15 protein-coding genes are annotated in these 17490 nt (G+C 60.4%); 6 read left to right on the top strand and 9 right to left on the bottom strand.

Going from position 1 to position 17490, the window contains the following annotated elements; all coding sequences use genetic code 11:
- Positions 1-12: 12 nt before the first annotated feature.
- From ACA060_RS14735 to ACA060_RS14755, 5 genes are all read right to left on the bottom strand, one after another.
- Positions 13-993: a quinone oxidoreductase family protein gene (locus tag ACA060_RS14735; protein WP_497311567.1), complete on the bottom strand. Its 981-nt coding sequence runs from the start codon at positions 991-993 to the stop codon at positions 13-15.
- 114 nt (positions 994-1107) lie between these two features.
- Entirely contained in the window at positions 1108-1923 is an 816-nt protein-coding gene (gene ppk2 / locus ACA060_RS14740; protein ID WP_497311568.1) for a polyphosphate kinase 2, read from the bottom strand.
- An 82-nt stretch (positions 1924-2005) separates the two neighbouring features.
- Positions 2006-3787, bottom strand: coding sequence for a SulP family inorganic anion transporter (locus ACA060_RS14745; RefSeq protein WP_497311569.1), 1782 nt, complete (start codon positions 3785-3787; stop codon positions 2006-2008).
- A 198-nt stretch (positions 3788-3985) separates the two neighbouring features.
- Positions 3986-4183 (bottom strand): YbdD/YjiX family protein, encoded by a 198-nt coding sequence (locus ACA060_RS14750; RefSeq protein ID WP_109631600.1) that lies wholly within the window; start codon positions 4181-4183, stop codon positions 3986-3988.
- Between the two features lie 15 nt (positions 4184-4198).
- Entirely contained in the window at positions 4199-6256 is a 2058-nt protein-coding gene (locus ACA060_RS14755; protein ID WP_497311570.1) for a carbon starvation CstA family protein, read from the bottom strand.
- Between the two features lie 396 nt (positions 6257-6652).
- Here ACA060_RS14755 and ACA060_RS14760 point away from each other — a divergent pair, with 396 nt between their 5' ends.
- The gene (locus tag ACA060_RS14760) at positions 6653-8020 is read left to right on the top strand and encodes a cache domain-containing protein (protein WP_497311571.1); all 1368 of its coding nucleotides are present in this window, start codon (positions 6653-6655) and stop codon (positions 8018-8020) included.
- Between the two features lie 32 nt (positions 8021-8052).
- Positions 8053-8685: a response regulator gene (locus ACA060_RS14765; protein WP_497311572.1), complete on the top strand. Its 633-nt coding sequence runs from the start codon at positions 8053-8055 to the stop codon at positions 8683-8685.
- Between the two features lie 10 nt (positions 8686-8695).
- Here the strand turns inward: ACA060_RS14765 and ACA060_RS14770 are convergent, their stop codons facing one another.
- Positions 8696-9220, bottom strand: a complete 525-nt coding sequence (locus ACA060_RS14770) for a transporter suffix domain-containing protein (protein WP_497311573.1) — start codon at positions 9218-9220, stop codon at positions 8696-8698.
- Positions 9221-9336: 116 nt separating this feature from the next.
- On the opposite strand from ACA060_RS14770, the gene ACA060_RS14775 reads away from it, so the two are divergent.
- From ACA060_RS14775 to ACA060_RS14785, 3 genes are read left to right on the top strand one after another with little or no spacing between them, the layout of a single operon-like run.
- The gene (locus tag ACA060_RS14775) at positions 9337-10878 is read left to right on the top strand and encodes an efflux transporter outer membrane subunit (RefSeq protein WP_497311574.1); all 1542 of its coding nucleotides are present in this window, start codon (positions 9337-9339) and stop codon (positions 10876-10878) included.
- The gene (locus tag ACA060_RS14780) at positions 10871-12010 is read left to right on the top strand and encodes an HlyD family secretion protein (RefSeq protein ID WP_497311575.1); all 1140 of its coding nucleotides are present in this window, start codon (positions 10871-10873) and stop codon (positions 12008-12010) included. Before ACA060_RS14775 ends, ACA060_RS14780 begins: the two co-directional genes overlap by 8 nt.
- Positions 12000-13025: a DUF2955 domain-containing protein gene (locus tag ACA060_RS14785; protein WP_497311576.1), complete on the top strand. Its 1026-nt coding sequence runs from the start codon at positions 12000-12002 to the stop codon at positions 13023-13025. The genes ACA060_RS14780 and ACA060_RS14785 overlap by 11 nt, the downstream gene beginning before the upstream one ends.
- Here ACA060_RS14785 and ACA060_RS14790 read toward each other — a convergent pair.
- Both ACA060_RS14790 and ACA060_RS14795 read right to left on the bottom strand, forming a co-directional pair.
- The gene (locus ACA060_RS14790; protein WP_497311577.1) at positions 13010-13462 is read right to left on the bottom strand and encodes a hypothetical protein; all 453 of its coding nucleotides are present in this window, start codon (positions 13460-13462) and stop codon (positions 13010-13012) included. The genes ACA060_RS14785 and ACA060_RS14790 overlap by 16 nt on opposite strands.
- Positions 13463-13607: 145 nt before the next feature.
- Positions 13608-13904, bottom strand: coding sequence for a hypothetical protein (locus ACA060_RS14795; RefSeq protein WP_497311578.1), 297 nt, complete (start codon positions 13902-13904; stop codon positions 13608-13610).
- 169 nt (positions 13905-14073) lie between these two features.
- Here ACA060_RS14795 and ACA060_RS14800 point away from each other — a divergent pair, with 169 nt between their 5' ends.
- Complete coding sequence (locus tag ACA060_RS14800; RefSeq protein ID WP_497311579.1) at positions 14074-16461, top strand: DUF3772 domain-containing protein; 2388 nt, start codon at positions 14074-14076, stop codon at positions 16459-16461.
- A gap of 20 nt (positions 16462-16481) precedes the next feature.
- On the opposite strand, the gene ACA060_RS14805 is transcribed toward ACA060_RS14800, so the two are convergent.
- Positions 16482-17405, bottom strand: a complete 924-nt coding sequence (locus ACA060_RS14805) for a helix-turn-helix domain-containing protein (protein WP_497311580.1) — start codon at positions 17403-17405, stop codon at positions 16482-16484.
- Between the last annotated feature and the right edge of the window lie 85 nt (positions 17406-17490).

Genomic DNA, 17490 nt, shown 5'->3' on the forward strand with positions numbered 1-17490 from the left:
CTGGCCGCTCCCTTAAATGACGAAAATCGACGAGCCGGTGGTCTTGCGCGATTCCAGGTCACGATGGGCCTGCACGGCATCCTGTAGAGCATAGTGCTGGTTGATCTCGATCTTGATCCGGCCGCTGCCGACGTGATCGAACAGCTCGCTCGCCAGCGCGGCTTTTTCCGCAGGATCGGCGATGTAGTCGGCCAAGGCCGGGCGGGTCAGGAACAGCGAGCCTTTCATCGCCAGCATCACCGGATCAAAGGCCGGGATCGGACCGGAAGCCGTGCCCACGCACACCATCAGGCCGCGCCGCTTGAGCGAGTCCAGGGAGCCCATGAAAGTATTCTTGCCCACACTGTCGAACACCACGTTGACGCCGACGCCGTCAGTCAGCTCACGAACGCGCTGGGCGACATCTTCATGGCTGTAGTTGATGACATGGTCGCAGCCATGGGCGCGGGCGATTTCGCCTTTGACGTCCGTGGAGACGGTGCCGATGACCGTCAGGCCGAGCAACTTGGCCCACTGCGAAACGATGAGCCCCACACCCCCGGCGGCGGCATGCAGCAGAATGCTGTCGCCGACCTTGAAATCATAAATACGCCGCATCAGGTACGCCGACGTCAGGCCGCGCATGGTCATGGCCGCAGCGGTTTCGAAGCTGATGGTTTCCGGCAGTTTGATCAGCGGTGCGGCCGCGATCAGGCGCTCGGTGCTGTACGCGCCCAGCGTATTGAGAAAACCGGTGTAGGTAACGCGATCGCCGACTTCGACGTGGGTAACGCCCTCGCCCACAGCCTGTACGACGCCAGAGGCTTCAACGCCCATGCCGTTAGCCAACGGGATCGGGTAGGTGCCATTGCGAAAGTAGGTGTCGGCATAGTTCAGGCCGACGGCCACATGACGCAGACGAACCTGACCCGGGCCAGGTTCCCCGACCTCGACGTCTTCATAACGAAGGACTTCGGGACCACCGGTTTCGTGAAAGCGGACGGCTTTGGCCATGTTTTCTTATTCTCCAGTCTGCAATGCGTCGATTTACGCTGACTGGACTGTAGGACGCCGCCTGATGAGACGCTTCTCATCAGACGACAATGGCTTTTCATTTCATGACAATCGTCAGAACTTCTCAGCGACCCGTTTGAGTGGGTAATTCGGTTCACGGTAGCCCCCCGGCCGCTGCCGTTTAGGCAACTTCACTGTCTCGCGCGGCACCTCCTCATAGGGAATACGGCTGAGCAAATCGGTGATGATGTTCAGGCGCGCCCGCCGCTTGTCATTGGAGTTGGCCACCAGCCATGGGGCATGTCCGGTATCCGTCGACTTGAACATGTCATCGCGTGCCCGGGAATAGTCATACCAGCGGCTGTAGGACTTCAGGTCCATGGCAGTCAGCTTCCAGATCTTGCGCCCATCCTTGATGCGTTCCTCAAGCCGGCGAGTCTGTTCTTCAGGGCTTACTTCCAGCCAATACTTGAGCAGGATAACGCCCGAGTCGACTATGGCGCGCTCCACAAGGGGGATGGCCTTGAGGAAACCGGCGACCTGCTCTTTGGTGCAGAACCCCATCACCCGCTCGACGCCCGCACGGTTGTACCAACTGCGATCGAAGATCACCACCTCGCCGGCAGCAGGCAGGTGCGGCAGGTAGCGCTGCACATACATCTGGCTTTTTTCCCGGTCGGTCGGTGCAGGCAGCGCCACGACCCGGAAGATCCGCGGGCTCACCCGTTCGGTCAGCGCCTTGATCGTCCCGCCTTTGCCGGCCCCGTCGCGGCCCTCGAAGACAATGCAGATCTTGATGCCCTTGTGCTTGACCCACTCTTGCAGCTTCACGACCTCGACATGCAGTCGGCGCAGTTCGCTCAGGTAGTCCTTGTTTGACATCTTTACGCTGTCGTCGCTTTTTTTGGCGCTTTTCTTATCCTTTGCCATCACCAAGACCTCACGAGTGCCTCATTCGTTTATAGCCGTGAACCAACCGCGTCAGTCTAGTCCATGGCGCAACTGTCTACCTTCATCGAGCCTCTTCTTGCCGATCCACCTGATGGGTCAGCAAATAGCTGTCGACGGCGGCGCCTATTGTTGGGAAAAACGCCTGTTCGCCCAACTGCTCGAAGAGCCCGAACCGCTTGAGCTTGTCCTTGACCGGGTCTTTCATTTCGGCAATACACAGCTCGATGCCAGCGGCGTGCAACGTTTCGGTCAGTTCAACCAGCATGTCAGCAGAGGTCACGTCCACGCTGGTAACCGGTTCCGCCGTCACGACCAGCCACCGCACTGGCGTCGGCGATGCCGCCAAGGCACTCAGCACGCGGTCTTGAAACTGTTCGGCATTGGCGAAAAACAGCGGTGCATCCCAGCGAAACAGGACCAGTCCGGGGATAAGGCGCGCCTCGGGATAGCGCTGGATGTCATGGTAGCCCTTGAGACCTTCCACGCGTCCGAGCACTGCAGAATAGGGACGCCAGCCATCCCACAGGAATTCGATCACCGCAATCACGATTGCCAGGCCGATGCCCTCAATCGCTCCGAACACGGCCACGCCCACCGTGCAGGCGATCGACAGCCAGAACTCCCAGCGTTGCATGCGATAAATTCGCCGCAAGTCGCTGACCTCGATCAAGCCGATGGCCGATGCAATAACGACAGCCGCCAGTGCACTGGTGGGTAAATGCTGCAGCAAGTTCGGCGCCACCATCAGCAGCAAGGCGACACACAGCGCGCCGACCACGCCGGTCAGCTGGGTTCTGGCACCGGCAGCCTCGGCCACGGGAGTGCGCGACGAACTGCTGGACACGGGAAACCCCTGAAAGAACCCGGCGGCCAGGTTGGCGATGCCAAGCCCGACCATTTCCTGGTTCGGGTCGACATAGGTGCGAGTCCTGGCGGCATAGACACGGGAAAGCACGCTGGTGTCGGCGAACGAGATGAGGGCCACCGCGCAACCACCGATCAGCACGGGGACGATATCGGCGGTCGTGATCCAGGGGATGGCAAAGGAAGGCAAGCCCTGCGGGAGGGAGCCGAGAATCGATACATTTGCCCGCTCGGCGAGGTCCAGCGCACCCACGGCGACGGTCGCCCCGACCACGGCAATTAGAATGCCCGGCACGCGTTTCTGGCCCTTGAGTAGCAAGATGACTGCCAGGGTGGATAGGCCGACCGTGAACACGGTCCAGTTGGTCTCGCCCTCCATGACCGCCGTGGCGATGGCCCACAGGTTTCTCAGCGGCCCGTCCGCCTCGATCGAAAAGCCGAAGAGTTTCGGCAGTTGGCTGATCAATACGGTCAGGGCTATCCCGTTCATGTAGCCGTAGCGGATCGGTTTGGACAGCAACTCGGTGACGAAGCCAAGACGTGCGATCCCCGCCAGGACGCAGACCGCCCCTGAGACGATGGCCATCATGCCCGCCAGGGCGACTGCGCGCTGCGGATCGCCGCCGGAGAGTGGCAGGACGACGGCGAGGATGACCGCAACCAATGAGGAATCCGGGCCCAATACGAGAATCCGGCTAGGCCCGAACAACGCATAAGCGAGTAGCGGGACGATGGTCGCGTAAAGACCATAAATGCCGGGCAGGCCTGAAGCTTGCGCGTAGGCGATGCCGACCGGCACCAACATTGTGGTCAGCACCAGCCCGGCCATGATGTCGTGCCGCAACCCGGCAATCGGGTATCCGCGCAGTGTCTGCAGTCCCGGCATCCAGCGACCCCAGCCGGTCTGATCGCCCGCCTTCACCCGCGGTGCAATACGGCCCGGCTCCGGGACTGGGGGCGAAACATTGGAGTCGCTCATAACTCGGTGGCCGCTGAATGGCTGAAAAAAAAAGCATAGCCGCTGGCGAACGCGCATGCCTCGCCGGAGAGCAATCAGGTAGTGCAACGACGGCGAAGGCAAAGAAAAAGCCCGGATGACCTGCGATGACGATCTTGAGATCGCTATCGCTGGTCATCCGGGCTCCATGAGAGCGACCCGTTACCTAGGTGTCATTATTCAACAACACTTCGGTCCAGCCTTGCTGCCGTAACGCGCCTCCTGGCGTTCCCGAAAGAACACCTCGTAGCTCATCACCGGTTTGTCCGGGTGTTTGCTCTGCATATGCTCGACGTAGGTGTCGTAGTCCGGCATCCCCACCATCAGGCGTGCGGCCTGACCGAGGTATTTGCCGAGACGACTCAGGTCATTGAACATGGGCGCCCTCCTCCGTCACGCTTGCGGCAGCGCCTGGTACGGTGCTTCTTTATCCGTACGCTCCTTGGTGCCCCAGGCGGCAATGCCGACCTTGAGCGCAAAGAACAGAATGCTGAAGACCACCAGCAGGAACAGCGCGGTCAGCGTTGCGTTGGTGTAAGCGTTGTAGATCACGTGGTGCATCTGGTCGATGCTTTTGGCCGGGGCGAGGATCTGACCGTTGGCCAGCGCATCGCTGTACTTCTTGGCCAGCGACAGGAAACCGATCGCCGGGTTGGCATCGAACAGCTTGATGAAGCCTGCGGTGGTGGTGCAAATCAGCAGCCACACCGCTGGCAACATGGTCACCCAGACGTAGCGCTGGCGTTTCATTTTGATCAGTACGACGGTCGCCAACATCAGCGCGATACCGGCCAGCATCTGGTTGGAGATGCCGAACAATGGCCACAAGGTGTTGATGCCGCCCAGTGGATCGATCACGCCCTGGTACAACAGATAACCCCACATCGCCACACAACCGGCAGTTGCGATCAGGTTGGCGGTCCAGGACTCGGTACGTTTCAGGGATGGCACGAACGAGCCGAGCAAATCCTGGAGCATGAAACGTCCGGCACGGGTACCCGCATCGACGGCTGTCAGGATGAACAATGCTTCGAACAGGATCGCAAAGTGGTACCAGAACGCCATGGTGTTTTCACCCGGCAGAACGTGGTGCAGGATCTGCGCGATACCGACTGCCAACGTTGGTGCGCCACCGGCACGGGCCAGAATGGTGGTTTCACCGATGTCCTTGGCCACCGCTTGCAGCGCTTCCGGGGTGATTGCAAAACCCCAACTGCTGACGGTCTGAGCAACCGAAACAGCATCGGAGCCCACCAGCGCCGCCGGGCTGTTCATGGCGAAATACACGCCCGGTTCGATTACCGAAGCCGCGACCATGGCCATGATGGCGACGAAGGATTCCATCAACATGCCGCCATAACCGATGTAGCGGGCATGGCCTTCACTGGCCAACAGTTTCGGCGTGGTGCCGGAGGCAATCAGCGCATGGAAACCGGAGACCGCGCCACAGGCGATGGTGATGAACAGGAACGGGAACAACCCGCCTTTCCACACCGGCCCGGTGCCGTCGATGAACTGGGTCAGTGCCGGCATTTTCAGGTCGGGCATGGTGACCAGAATACCGATCGCCAAAGCGACGATGGTGCCGATTTTCAGGAAGGTCGACAGGTAATCACGCGGCGCCAGAATCAGCCACACCGGCAATACCGCGGCGACAAAACCGTAGCCGATCAACATCCAGGTGATCTGAATGCCCGTGAAGGTGAAGGCTTTGGCCCAGACCGGGTCAGCGGCAATCTGCCCACCGAGCCAGATCGAACCCAGTAGCAACAGCACACCGACAATGGAGATTTCACCAATGCGGCCCGGGCGGATGTAGCGCATGTAGATGCCCATGAACATCGCGATCGGGATAGTCGCCATCACCGTGAACATCCCCCACGGGCTCTCGGCCAGGGCTTTCACGACGATCAATGCCAGCACCGCGAGGATGATGATCATGATCAGGAAACAGCCGAACAGCGCGATGGTGCCGGGGATGCGGCCCATTTCTTCACGGACCATGTCGCCCAGGGAGCGGCCGTTGCGGCGAGTGGACATGAACAGGACCATGAAGTCCTGAACCGCCCCCGCCAGCACCACCCCGGCAATCAGCCACAGCGTGCCGGGCAGGTAGCCCATTTGCGCCGCCAGGACCGGACCGACCAGCGGACCCGCGCCAGCGATGGCCGCGAAGTGGTGACCGAAAAGGACGTGTTTGTTGGTCGGCACGTAGTCCAGGCCATCATTGTTGATGACGGCGGGCGTGGCACGATTGGGGTCGAGTTGCATCACCTTGGTGGCGATGAACAGGCTGTAGTAGCGGTATGCGACGAGGTAGATAGCGACGGCTGCGACTACGATCCACAGGGCGTTGATCGCTTCGCCGCGGCGCAAGGCCACGACACTTAGCGCGAACGCTCCCAGGACAGCCACGGCAAACCAGGCGAGGTGTTTAGCCAGACGGGGCATAGCGTGTCTCCTGCCGACAGCCAGTGACTGCGGCGGTAATTTTTATAATTGTGTCCGCGGTGCGGAGCTGGCCCAATATCCCCGCATGCCGTCTACAAATAAATCCGCGTTACTACGTACGTGGCGTCTACGTAGTTCTACGTAGACGCCACTGATCTTTAAGCTGAAATGCAAAACCTGTGGGAGCGGGCTTGCCCGCGAAGGCGGTGTAACAGCCAACAGAGATGTTGGATGTGATGGCCTCTTCGCGGGCAAGCCCGCTCCCACAGGGTTTTGCATTTCAATAGGCGGACACCACCGCCGCAGGTCATTCCGTCCAGCGCCGCTACTGGAGCCGCGTATCTTTGGCATATGATGCCGGGCCATCGCCTTCCCTCGGTCCGGTCAGGAGCCAAGATGCAGCTCAAACACAAAATCGTCGCGCTCGGGATTCTGCCGCTGGTGCTGGCGATCGCCGTGATCTGCGCGCTGGTGATTTCCCTGAATCGCCAGCTCGGCGATCAACAGGCGCAACTGATCGAAGACAGCATTCTGGCGAGCAAGCGTGCCGAGCTGAAAAACTACGTGGAAATGGCGCAAAGCCTGATCGCGCCGCTGTACGACGACGGCCACGGTGACGAGCGTGCCCAGCAACAAGTGCTGGAGGAACTGCGCAAACTCAGCTTTGGCATCAATGGCTACTTCTTCGTCTACGACCGCGAGGGTCGCAGCCTGATGCACGCACGCCAGACGGAACTGGTGGGCAAATACCTGTGGGACATGAAGGACCCGCACGGTTTGCCGGTGATTCAGGCGCTGCTCAAAAGTGCGCAGTCCGGCGAAGGTTTCCAGCGCTACGCCTGGAACAAGCCCTCCTCCGGCCAGGTGACCGACAAACTCGCTTATGTGGTGATGCTGGATCGTTGGGGCTGGATGCTTGGCACCGGCATTTACCTGGAAGACGTTGAACGCGCCACCCAGCAAGCACGCGACGAAGTGGCTCACGGTATCCGCAAGACCATGCTGGCGATTGCCGCCGTCGCCCTCGTGGCCGTGCTGTTTGTCTTCGCCAGCGGCATGACGCTCAACGTCAGCGAACATCGTCTGGCGGACAAAAAGCTACAGCGTCTGACCCAGCGGATCGTCAGCTTGCAGGAAGAAGAGCGATCACGGGTTTCCCGCGAGCTGCACGACGGCATCAGTCAGGTGCTCGTCTCCATCAAGTTTCAGTTCGAACTGGCCAGTCTGCTGCTGGAGAACGACCAGGGACAAGACAAGGGTTTGAGCACGCTGAAAGACGCCACGGCGCGCCTCGGCGACGCGATTGGTGAGGTTCGCAGCCTCTCCCATGACCTCCGTTCGTCACTGCTCGACACCCTGGGCCTGCCGGCGGCGATCGGCCAGCTCGCCGCAGAATTCGAGCAGCGCAGCGGTCTCACCGTGACCTACGACGACAATGAGTTCGACTGCGATCTGGTGGAAGGAGCAGCCGTCTCGCTGTTCCGGATTGTGCAAGAAGGCCTGACCAACATCGAACGCCATGCGCAGGCTAAAAACGTTTCGATTACCCTGCACGGCTCGGAAGAAACCGTACGACTGACCGTGATCGACGACGGGGTTGGTTTCAACGTCGCCCAGGTCGAACGTCGCCACGCGGGCATTGGCTTGCGTAATATCCGTGAGCGTGTCGAGCATTTCGGTGGACGGTTCGACCTGATTTCGATGCCCGGAAGAAGTGAGCTGGACGTGCTGCTGCCAATGAAAATGGCCAGCACAAAACGCTGACTCGCCCCCTTACAACAAGAGTGAATACCGCGATGAACCTGCCCCACCCGATCCGTGTCGCCCTGGTCGACGATCACTCCCTGGTCCGTGACGGGATCAAAGCGCTGCTGGCGGTCATGGCGCCCCTGGAAGTGGTGGGCGAAGCCGAGAGCGGCGCAGATGCCATCGAGATGGTCGGGCGCTGCCAGCCAGATTTGCTGCTGGTCGACATCGGCCTGCGCGACATGAACGGGCTTGAGCTGACTCGCGTATTACGCGCCCAGTACCCGTCGCTCAAGGTGCTGATGCTGAGCATGTACGACAACAATGAATACGTCAGTGAATCTGTTCGCGCCGGTGCCAGCGGTTATGTGCTGAAGAACTCACCGTCGCGGGAAATCATTGCGGCCATCGAAGCCATCGCCAGTGGCGGCACGTTCTATAGCGCCGAAATCGCCCAGCGGCTGATTGCCGACAAAAGCACCGACAACGAGCTGACACCCCGCGAAAGCCAGGTGTTGTACAAAATGGCCCAGGGGCTGAACAACAAGGAAATGGCCCGCGAGCTCGATATCAGCGTGCGCACGGTGGAAACCCATCGTCTGAGCATCCGTCGCAAGCTCAACATCGACAAACCCGCGGCCCTGGTCAAATACGCGATCGATCACGGGATCATTTCGCGCTAGCAGGCAGGCCTCACACCGCCTCTGGATTGACGACCTTTGCCGTGCGGATAAACAACGCCCGCACCTTCTCCCAGAAATTACCCCCCAGCACAAAAAAGCTGCCGATCAGCATGGCATCGCCCAGCAATTGAAGCTGCCAAAGGTTCGGTCTGAACCCCGGCCAAAACGTGTCGACGTAGGGTTCAAGAAAGGCCGAGATCAACGGCAGGCAAAACATCACGATACCGATCCTGTGACGGATCGGACCTACTTCGGTATCCATGGACGGCGCCAGCCCGGATACATAACCGAACAGCTTGCTCTTCAACTGCTGAAATCCGGCCTTGCCCATGACGGCGATGACGATGATCAGCAGGACTTTATTGCTGATGAACAAAACGCCGGTCAGCGCGGCGACTCTTGAACCTGGAATATCGAGCGCCGCGGCAATCGGCACCATCAGCCACGAACCCAGCATGACGCAGATAATCGCGATGCCTACTTTGAAGCGCCAACCAGCGGAATGCGGTTCGACATAACCTTGGGGGTTACTCATGAGTGTCCTGCCTATAAGTGATCGCAGAAGGTTTGAGGGTGCTTGAGAAGCTTAGCAGCCGGTTGCTCATTTGGACGGCTATGCTCCAGTGACCTTTCCCGGTTGGACGATACGCGATGCATCGAGGCCGTTCCTTGCTGAGGCTGCCAGGCCACCTCCTCTTGTTCGCTGCACTTGGCCTGAGTGGCTGCGTGCGGTTGGGGCCGGACTTCCAGCCGCCGGGCGAAAAATGGGTCGAACGCTGGAACACCGCCGCCCTTGAACAGGCCAGTCAGCGCGCAACCCATCCGGATATCCGCCAGTGGTGGCAGGTCTTCAACGATCCGCTGCTCAATGAGCTGATTGCCGCGTCCGATGCGCATAACTCCAGCCTGAAGATCGCCGGCCTGCGCGTGATGGAGGCCCGTGCCCAATTGGGCATTGCGCAAAGCGGTCTGTACCCGCAACTGCAGCAAGCCAGCGCCGACAGCTTGTACTTCAACCGCCGGCAATCCGGTGGCACCAATCCTCAGGACAGCCATTTCTGGCAATACAGCGCCGGGTTCGACATTGGTTGGGAGCTGGACTTCTGGGGGCGTTTCGCCCGCGCCATCGAATCGTCCGACGCCAATTACTTTGCGGCCCAGGCCAACTATGAAGACGTGCTGGTATTGCTGCGCGCCCAGGTTGCCGACACTTACTTCTCGTTGCGCACCACCGAGGCGCGGTTGCGCGTCGCCCGGGAGAACGCCAAACAGCAAAAGCGCAACTTCGAGATCACCGAAAAGCTGTTCAACAGCGGCCAGCAAGCCGAACTCGACCTGCAACAGGCCAAAACCCAATACCTTGGCACATTGAGCACCATCCCCACCCTTGAAGACCAGTTGCAACGAACCCGCAACGCCTTGGCCGTGTTGATCGGGCAAGCGCCGGGCGCCTTACCGTTGCTGGTGAATAACGAAGGCTTGATCCCGCTGGTCGATCGCGCCGTGCTCCAGGATGTACCGGCCAATCTTTTGCTGCGTCGGCCCGATGTGCGCGCGGCCGAGCTGAATGTCGCGGCCCAGTCGGCGTTGATCGGCGTGGCCGAAAGTGATTTCTATCCGTCGCTGACCTTGCTCGGCAGCATCGTCTGGTCGGCCGACACGCTCAACGGGACGTCCAGGAGCCTGGACCTGATCGGCGGCCCCAGCCTGCGCTGGAACCTGTTCGACCATGGCCAGATCAGTAACAACGTGCGCATCCAGGATGCGCGGTTGCAGCAACTGATCGAGGCGTATCGCGACAAGGTCCGCCAGGCCGCGCGCGAGGCTGACGATGCCGCCACAGGCTTGATCAAATCCCTGGAGCGCGAACGCATCCTCAGCGAGGCCGAAGTAGCCGCCAAACGCTCGCTGGTGCTGGCCAGCGAGCAGTACCGCGAAGGTTACTCGGACTTTCAACGCGTGCTGGATGCTCAGCGCGCATTGCTCGAACAGCAGGACAACTACCTGGTCGCCCGCAGCAACGCCGTGAGCAATCTGATCGCCCTGTACAAATCCCTGGGCGGCGGTTGGTACAGCGCCCAGCCCAAAGTCGATGAAGCCACCCGCCAGCAGATGGAAAAACGCACCGACTGGGGCGACCTGCTGAGCGAGCCCGCCGCCCCTCTGCCCCACAAGGTAAACAGCCATGAGTGAAGTCGCGCAGCCTGTCCCCGAGGCACCTGCCCCCAAGCCTCCCGCGCCTGCCGCCGACCCGGCGAAAAAAGGCATCAAATGGGTGCTGATCCTGATCCTCCTGAGCCTGGCGTGGTACTTGGCGGCGGACCGCTTCACGCCTTATACACAACAAGCGCGAGTGGGGGCCTTCGTCATTCCGGTCGCCTCGGAAGTGGCCGGTCGGGTGATTCGCGTCAACGTGCGCAACAATCAGGACGTCAAGGCTGGCGATGTGCTGTTCGAAGTGGACCCGCAGCCGTATCAGATTGCCGTCGACCGCGCCCGTGCCGACCTTGAATCGACCCGTCGGCAGATCGGCGCCAGCACCGCCGGCATCGCGTCGGCGCAAGCCAATTTGCGCGCTGCCCAGGCCAATGAACTCAAGGCGAGACAGGACAATCAGCGCCTAGAAGGCCTGTACCGCGAAGACCCTGGCACCATTTCCGTACGCCTGCTCGAAGTGTCTCGCGCCAACCGTGAACAGGCGGTCAGCCAGGTCGCGGCCGCTCGCGCCGAAGTGCAACGTGCGCGCGAGCAAGAAGGCGGCAGCGAGGAAGACAACGCCCTGCTGCGTAGCGCCGCCACGGCCCTGTCAAAAGCCGAGCTGGACTTGTCCAATACGCAGATTCGCGCCCGCTCAGCGGGGCTGATCACCGACCTGCGCACCGACGCCGGGCAGTTCGCCGCGGCCGGTGGCCCGGTCATGACGCTGATTGCCATCCACGATGTATGGATCAGCGCGGACATGACCGAAAACAACCTCGGCCTGGTGAAAGTCGATACGCCGGTGGCGATCGTCCTGGATGCACTGCCCGGCGAAGTGTTCGATGGACGCGTGCGCAGCGTCGGTTACGGGGTCAGTGTCGGACAGACACCCGCGCCCGGTACCTTGCCTGGCGTGCAAAACAGCCGCGACTGGCTGCGGCCGGCCCAGCGGTTCCCGGTGATCATCGAGTTCTCCGAGGACGCCCGAAAAGCCTTGCGTGACAGCCGCGCCATCCGTGCCGGCGGCCAGGCCGAAGTCATGGCCTTCCCTACCCAGGGCAATCCGCTGAACCCGTTGGGCCGGGTGTTTGTGGGGTTCATGAGCTGGTTGTCGTATGCCTACTAAACGCACGCCCCGGGAACAGCGCGCATTGCGCCTCGCCACGGGCACGGCGTTGTGCCTGGCCGCGAGCTTCGGCCTGGGATTGCCGATCCCCTTTCTGGCGCCGGTACTGTGCCTGATCCTGCTGGCCTCGATCAACCGCCCGTTGCCGTTCAAGGCCGCGGTGGTACTCGCACTGGCCGCGATGTTGACCACGGGCCTTGGCCTGTTGCTGATCCCGATCCTGCGTTATTACCCTGTCACTGGCGTTCTGCTGATCGGCTTGAGTCTGTTCCTGGTGTTCCGTTTTGGACTGCGCGGCGGCAATGCCCTGATCGTGACGTTTCTGGTGATTGGCCTGACAATGATTTCCTCGGCCGGGGTCGCCGAATTCGATCTGGCGGCGATGGTCATCGGCGCTCTGGTCAAAGGTTTATTGCTCGCCGTTGCGGTCATGGCGCTCAGTCATGGGTTATTCCCGGATCCGCCCAATGCCCCTTCCCCGCCTCCCGCGCCCGCTTTGCCCGCCGAAGAAGTCAGTCGGGTGGCGCTGCGTGCAACCTTGATCGTGTTGCCGACGTTCTTGCTGGCCTTGATCGACCCGGCCGGTTACCTGCCGATCATCCTCAAGGCCGTCAGCCTGGGTCAGCAAAGCTCCACGACCAACGCCCACACCGCCGGCCGTGAACTCGTCGGGTCGACCTTGCTTGCCGGTTTGCTGGCGATCCTGTTCTGGAGCGCCCTCAGCTTGTTTGTGCACCTGTGGATGTTCTACTTGTGGATGCTGCTGTTCGGCCTGGTGCTCGCGCGCAAGCTGTATGCCCTGAGCCCGACCCGGTTCACCCCGGGGTTCTGGCTCAACACGTTGATCACGCTGATCATCCTGTTGGGCCAATCGGTTCAGGACAGCATCGCCGGCAAGGACGTGTACACCGCGTTTGCGGTGCGCATGGGCTTGTTCCTTGCCGTCACGTTGTATGCCTGCCTGATGGTTTATCTGCTCGAACAACGGCCACAAAAAGCTCAGGGATTAACCTGATAGCCCTTGCCTTGCAGGCAACTGGTGTACGCCGTCGAGGTGTTCGCGGCACTGGTTTTCTCTTGTGCCCGGCGCTCCTGACGCTGACGCGAACCGCCCACCACCGCACCCGCCGCAGCGGTCTCTTTGGCGCGATTCTGCCGATAGTCCTGCTTTACGTCGTCATCGACGCGATCATAAACCTCGTCACGCTGATTCCCACGCACCTGGGCCCCGGCCGCTCCGGCGGCGGCCCCTACGGCAGCACCTTTCAGGCGCCCTCCGGAGGGAGACGTCGTCGACGCAGTCTGGCTGGCCGCGATGCTGTTGCATTCATTGATGTCCAACTGGGTCTGTTGCGAACTCTGCCCTTTCATCGGAACGACCGTTGCAGCCCAACCCTGAGTGCATGAAACCGACAAGAGAACGCACAAGCCAAAGGACGATACCTTGCTCATAATGACCTCCAAAGCAGCTCGTCACTCTGCAAGAACGCAGGCTGGGTAAACCGCTGACGGTTGATGACGGGCTCGACTCAGCAACAAGAAGTGTAGATCACCCGGCACTTGCTCTCTGTTGGAGGCTGCTAATTGAGGGCCTGAATTAAGGGCGCACCTGGTATCCCTTTGCCAGCAGGCAGTTTGTGTACGCCTGCTTCGTGGCGTCATCGCCTCCTTCATAAAATTCGTCATGCTGACGCCCGGGCTGCTCAGCCACGGTTGTACCGGCAGCAGGCGCCGCCGCAGTGCCCTGGCTGAGCGCTACGTCATGGCAGTCATCAATATCCAGTTGGGTTCGTTGCGAGGTCTGTCCCTGCATCGGCACGACCGTTTCGGCCCAGGCCTGGGTGCATGAAACCGACAACAGAACGCACAGGCCAATAGACGGAATCTTGTTCATGGTGACCTCCCCGGGGCCTTGTTGAGCAACCAAGAGTGTAGATCACGCGGCATCCACTCCCAGCGCGGTAATGCCTCTTCCGGACGGTCAGCAGGATTCTTTTCGATCGTTTTGGCGTGATGGCCTAACCTCATAGGTTGAGCGACCCACAACAGAGTCGAGCACTCCCATGCGTAATGCATTGAAGTTAATGATGTTCGTCGTGCTTACGCTGCTGGGAACCAGTGGCGGAGTGCTGTCGGCCGCCGACCTGCCGCCGATGCCAACCCCTATGTCAGGTACTGCGACTGTTGCTATCTCCCAGAGTGATCTGCTGGAACTGCAACTCCGCCTTGACCGAATCAAGCAACAGATTTCGCTGGCCAATAACCTTACCCAAATGACCGGCCTGCAAGACTCCGTGCAGTCGTTTATCAACGATGTGGACAGCCTCCAGTCATCCCTGCTGCCCGAACAGAAGCAACTGCAAGCCCAGCTTGATGTGTTGGGCCCGGTATCACAGGAGGATGTCGCGTCCGAGAAAACGGATATTTCGACGCAAAGAGCCTATCTGTTCGAGCAAAAGACCAAAATCGATTCCAGCCTGAAAACCCTGACGGCGCTTCGAAACAATGCCGCTGACCTCATCATTCAAATCGCCGGTATTCGCCGCAGCCTGCTGGAAACCGAAGTCACGTTGCGCAGCGGCAGTATTCTAGGGCCGGGATTCTGGGCGCCGTTGTTCAATCCGCTGAAGGAGGACCGCCAGCGGCTGAGCGATTTCATCCAGCAGGCCTCCAGCGCCATCAAGAATGCCTGGCAACCCGGCGAGCGTCTGTTTGCCGTCGCCCTGATCTTGCTGGCCGTGAGCATCTGGTCCTGGGGCCGAAGAATCGCAGAGCGCGGGCTGACCTGGGTGTGTATTCATCGAATGCCGGAAGGACGTTTGCGGCGAAGTTCGCTCGCACTGGCTTCCGTTGTAGCCACGGTATTGGCCACCGCTATTGCGATGCAACTGCTGTTTTATGCGCTGACCCGACAATTGCCGTTGACGCCCCTGATTCAGACCTTTGCCGAAGAATTCGAAAAAGTCATCTACGTCTGCATCCTGATTACCGGCCTGAGCCGGGCGATGCTATCGACCAAACATCCCTCCTGGCGACTGCCGGCGATCGCCGATCCCGTGGCACTGGCAATCCAGCCGTTCCCCAGGATGCTGGCCGTCACGTTGCTGATTCTGGTGGGCCTGGCACAGATCACCAACGTCACCGGCATGAGCCCGCCCGCCATCCTCTTCGGCCGGGGTTTGATCGCGCTGGCGGTCACCTTGATTATCGGTACGTTGTTCCTGCATGCCAGCAAAGTCCGCAGAGCCGTGGCGGCCACCGGTGAAGCACCGGAGTCGAGCACCACCGTCGCCGGCCTGATTTATTCATTCGCCGGTATCGCCATTGTTGTCGCGATGATTGCCCTGCTGATCGGCTACATCTCCCTGGCGCGATTCATCACCTACCAACTGGTCTGGGGTTTTATCATCCTGTCGGGCTTCTACTTGTTGACCCAGTTGTTCAGAGACAGCTGCGAGTACCTGTTTTCTCCCAAGAGCCCCAGCGGCAAGGCGCTCAAACAGTTGCTCGGGATCGGCGACCTGCGCCTTGAACAAGTGTCGATCATTCTGTCCGGGGTCGGTCGTGCCGGTTTAATGCTGCTCGCCGTCATTTCACTGTTTGTCGGTGGCGTCGGCACCACACTCGGGCAATTGTTCACCCAGACGTTCGCTATCCTTGGCGGCGATGGCCTGCGCAAACTCAATATCATCCCGGGCCACTTGTTGAATGCGCTGCTGGCCCTGTTCATCGGCATCTACCTGATTCGCACACTGCGCCGATGGCTGGACAACGAGTTCCTGCCCAAGACCGACATGGACCCCGGCATGTGTGCCTCGCTCAGCACACTGTTCGCCAACATCGGCTATGCCCTGGTGATTCTGCTGACACTATCGTCTCTGGGCATCAAATGGACCAATCTGGCGTGGATCGTCAGCGCCTTGTCGGTGGGGATCGGTTTCGGCTTGCAGGAAATCGTCAAGAATTTCGTCTCCGGCCTGATCCTCCTGACCGAACGCCCGGTCAAGGTCGGCGACCTGATCAGCATCAGCGGCGTCGAAGGCGACATCCGCCGCATCAACGTCCGGGCCACGGAAATACAACTCAGCGACCGCTCGATCGTCATCGTGCCCAACTCACAACTGATTTCGCAGAACCTGCGCAACGTCACCCTCGGCGGCAGCGCACAAGGGGTGGCGACACTGGAACTGATGTTCCCGCTGGACATTGACCCCGAGGAGGTACAAAACCTGCTGTACACCACCTACGCCGAGCACGAAACCATCCTCGACAAACCGGCGCCCTTTGTTCGGTTCAGCAAACTGAGCCCCGAGGGCATCACGCTGACGGTCACCGGTTACGTCAGCAGCCCGAGGATTGTCGGCACGACCAAGAGCGATTTGCTGTTTGAAATCCTCAAACGGTTGGGCGCGGCGGGTATTGAGCTGGCGAAACCCGCATCAACCACTTGATAAAACCGGCTTTGGCGACGTCACGTCAGCGTTGCGCGAGCGTTAACCGCACGCTTCAGCGTTTCACTCGGCAGTTCCTTAAACAACGCCCGGTAACTGCTGGAAAACCGACCCAGATGCCAGAACGACCAATTCATCGCCACTTCGGCAACGGTGGTGTCATTCGGTGTTCGCGCGAGCAATTCGCGGTGTGCGCTGTTAAGGCGGCGCAGGCGCAGCCAGTGGGTCGGCGTCATCCCGGTGAAAGCCTTGAACGCGTGCTGCAACTGACGCAGTGAAACCCCGGCGACCTGGGACAGCTCCAGCAGGTTGAGGGTTTCTTCCGGTGAATCGGCAGCCCATTCGCCAATGCGTTTCATCACCGCGCGTTCTTCGGTACGGCGCTGCAGGCCGCCGCGATCGAGGCACACGCAGGCGTTGTCGAGGATGTACAGGCAATCCTCGAGCAGTTGCTGGGTCAGCGCTTCTTTGCTCGGCGGGTCGAGCGTTTCGGCGAGCCGGGTCAAGGTGCCGCTCAACCAGCGGCTGAACAAGGCGTTCTGCCCCGAGTTCAGTGGCGACATGAACAAGCCTTCCAGCCGCGCGACATTCAAACCGTGACGCTGCACAAACTCCGGACCGAACACCACGGCGATTTCCTGGTAGTTCTCCGGGGTGATCCAGATGTTGCGGCTTTCACCATTCAACACGTACAGCGCGTTGTCGCTGCGATCGAAACAGAACGCCAGCGAACCCTCGGGCGCGCTGAAATTCTGTTCGACCCGGGTGTTCATCTGCTCTTCGTAGATTTCCACGCCTTGCAGGTCGAGGTAGCGCACACGCCCGGCGAAATGCCCCGGCGACATCTGCTGATAATGCTGGACCCAACCCGGCGTGGCGCGGATTTGCGCGGCGACATCGTCGGTGTTGAACGCTTGAACCTGAATCGGACTGGACGCTGACATGAATGACCTTACGCACTCGTTTGGTGCGTTTTGGTGCTGCTGAAAGTGGATAGATGGAACCGCAAGGCTCGCCCAAGATAGTCGT

It is taken from the genome of Pseudomonas sp. LBUM1671 (assembly GCF_059695685.1).

Coding starts and splice junctions, on each gene's coding strand:
- ACA060_RS14735 (WP_497311567.1), bottom strand. CDS start 993: ATGGCCAAAGCCGTCCGCTTTCACGAAACCGGTGGTCCCGAAGTCCTT.
- ppk2 (WP_497311568.1), bottom strand. CDS start 1,923: ATGGCAAAGGATAAGAAAAGCGCCAAAAAAAGCGACGACAGCGTAAAG.
- ACA060_RS14745 (WP_497311569.1), bottom strand. CDS start 3,787: ATGAGCGACTCCAATGTTTCGCCCCCAGTCCCGGAGCCGGGCCGTATT.
- ACA060_RS14750 (WP_109631600.1), bottom strand. CDS start 4,183: ATGTTCAATGACCTGAGTCGTCTCGGCAAATACCTCGGTCAGGCCGCA.
- ACA060_RS14755 (WP_497311570.1), bottom strand. CDS start 6,256: ATGCCCCGTCTGGCTAAACACCTCGCCTGGTTTGCCGTGGCTGTCCTG.
- ACA060_RS14760 (WP_497311571.1), top strand. CDS start 6,653: ATGCAGCTCAAACACAAAATCGTCGCGCTCGGGATTCTGCCGCTGGTG.
- ACA060_RS14765 (WP_497311572.1), top strand. CDS start 8,053: ATGAACCTGCCCCACCCGATCCGTGTCGCCCTGGTCGACGATCACTCC.
- ACA060_RS14770 (WP_497311573.1), bottom strand. CDS start 9,220: ATGAGTAACCCCCAAGGTTATGTCGAACCGCATTCCGCTGGTTGGCGC.
- ACA060_RS14775 (WP_497311574.1), top strand. CDS start 9,337: ATGCATCGAGGCCGTTCCTTGCTGAGGCTGCCAGGCCACCTCCTCTTG.
- ACA060_RS14780 (WP_497311575.1), top strand. CDS start 10,871: ATGAGTGAAGTCGCGCAGCCTGTCCCCGAGGCACCTGCCCCCAAGCCT.
- ACA060_RS14785 (WP_497311576.1), top strand. CDS start 12,000: ATGCCTACTAAACGCACGCCCCGGGAACAGCGCGCATTGCGCCTCGCC.
- ACA060_RS14790 (WP_497311577.1), bottom strand. CDS start 13,462: ATGAGCAAGGTATCGTCCTTTGGCTTGTGCGTTCTCTTGTCGGTTTCA.
- ACA060_RS14795 (WP_497311578.1), bottom strand. CDS start 13,904: ATGAACAAGATTCCGTCTATTGGCCTGTGCGTTCTGTTGTCGGTTTCA.
- ACA060_RS14800 (WP_497311579.1), top strand. CDS start 14,074: ATGCGTAATGCATTGAAGTTAATGATGTTCGTCGTGCTTACGCTGCTG.
- ACA060_RS14805 (WP_497311580.1), bottom strand. CDS start 17,405: ATGTCAGCGTCCAGTCCGATTCAGGTTCAAGCGTTCAACACCGACGAT.